This is a genomic window from uncultured Mucilaginibacter sp., from assembly GCF_903913935.1.
GTDB lineage: Bacteria > Bacteroidota > Bacteroidia > Sphingobacteriales > Sphingobacteriaceae > Mucilaginibacter.
In genome coordinates, this window is sequence record NZ_CAIWNH010000256.1 from 1 (window position 1) to 1,837 (window position 1,837).

Consider the following 1,837-nt stretch of genomic DNA (forward strand, 5'->3'; position numbering starts at 1 on the left):
AGCACTAGGAGAGTTTATTAAAAATGAGTTAGTCAAGCAATCTAAGGTGCCCCTGATTCTGGTTACACATCATGTCAATATTCAAGCTTTCACGGGCAGAGTTGTAGATGTGGGCGATATGGTTTTAGTAAAGGTGAATAAAAATGGAGAATATCTATCACACACAATATATTCGAGCCCAAAGCCATAGTCAGCACTTCACTGTGGTTGGGGATCTGCCCTAATAAAACTACTGTAAATATGGTCTCTATTTAAAAGACATTTGTGTCAGAATAAAATAGATTTTTGAGTCAATATAAATTCAGGGAGACAAGAGATGACTAAAAGTATTTCTTTATTGGTAGGTGTTTTGGCTGTTTTATCATTAGTGGCTTGCCAGTCAATGGAGCGTGGAACAGGACAAAAAGCATCTGCCACCCTAGATTCACGTTCAGGCTCGAATGCAAAAGGCACGGTTAACTTTGTATGGCAAGGGTATGATGTTTTAGTAACCGGTAACTTTTCTGGTTTGAAGCCAAATGCTGAGCAAGGGTTTCATGTTCATGAAAAAGGAGACTGCTCTGCTCCTGATGCAACCAGTGCGGGCGGACACTTTAATCCAGATACTGCATCACATGGCATGCCCGGAAGTGGCTCAAATCATGCTGGAGATATGCCAAACATTAAATCAGACGCTAATGGTAATGCAGTTTATTCGGCAAAGTTAAGCGGGTTTTCTGTTAGTAGTGGGCCAACTGGAATATTGGGAAGATCTGTTGTTGTTCATCGCGACCCCGATGATTACAAATCACAGCCAGCTGGTAACTCAGGCCCAAGAATTGCGTGTGGCCTTATTAAGTAGGGTTGAGCATTTTGTTATCGTGATTGATTCCACCCCAGGCCACCAAGAAAAACTAAAACCACCTTCGGGTGGTTTTTTATTTCTCGAATATTCTCAAGGTTGAGCTGTTAAGCGACGCGCATCGAAGCTCAGTTTTTGTGATGCCGTTTAACACAACAAATTCAATTAGACTCTAAAATTCGTCTATGAAATGGCTTTTTCCTCTAGCGCTGGTTTTGCTCATATCCCAGGGGTATGCTCAAGAAAACATTAACCCTTATGATGTTCAGGTAAGCACAAGATTGATTGATAGTCGCTTTCAGATACAAGCATCCTATACTGTTCCAATCAACCTCTGTACTGCCTATGCTTTTATTACGAGCTATGAGAGCGCAAAAAATATCCCAGGAATTTTAGAATCAAAAGTAATATCTCGGGCTGGTAATAAGGTGCGGGTTTATAGAGTGATCGAAGAGCAAATCCTGCTTTTTTCAATCGAGATGAAGTCTCTTGTTGAATATACAGAGGTATCCAATCGATTGTTAACTTTCGAGCAAATTAGCGGCGATACAAAGTTCTATAAAGGTAGTTGGAGACTCATTTCGGAAAAAGACTCAACGACATTTAAGTATGAATCCCTAGTGGAGCCCGATTCACTTATTCCTTCCACAGTGATTGAGTACTTTATTAAAAATAGTATTCGTGGGCGCTTTGAATTAATGGCTCAAAGAGCTTCCCAACAGAGGGTTGCTGAAATGCTGGCTTGTAAATAGCTATCTCACACTTTACTCATGCGCTGACCAAATCGTAATGTGGTTTAAAGCGACAGTCTTAGAGACGGAATCATACCCTTAGGCCCTAGTCGATTACGCCTTAGGTCACCAAGAATAACAATGGCCCACTTATTAGGCCATTGTTATTTACTTCCTTAAATCGTGGTAGATTGTTTCTAAGGCAATTCAGGTTTGATAAGCATCCTGTAAAACTATAAAAGTTAATCAAAGGCAATCGACATGA

At 40.5% G+C, this 1,837-nt stretch carries 3 protein-coding genes; all 3 read left to right on the forward strand.

Annotation, left to right across the window (positions count from 1 at the left end):
• Window positions 1–190: hypothetical protein (locus QZY09_RS09935; RefSeq protein WP_295671874.1), on the forward strand; the 190-nt coding region annotated here is incomplete at its 5' end.
• A 126-nt stretch (window positions 191–316) separates the two neighbouring features.
• On the forward strand, window positions 317–841 hold the full coding sequence (locus QZY09_RS09940; RefSeq protein WP_295671877.1) for a superoxide dismutase family protein: 525 nt from the start codon (window positions 317–319) through the stop codon (window positions 839–841).
• Between the two features lie 185 nt (window positions 842–1,026).
• Window positions 1,027–1,593 (forward strand): SRPBCC family protein, encoded by a 567-nt coding sequence (locus tag QZY09_RS09945; RefSeq protein WP_295671880.1) that lies wholly within the window; start codon window positions 1,027–1,029, stop codon window positions 1,591–1,593.
• Window positions 1,594–1,837: the final 244 nt, after the last annotated feature.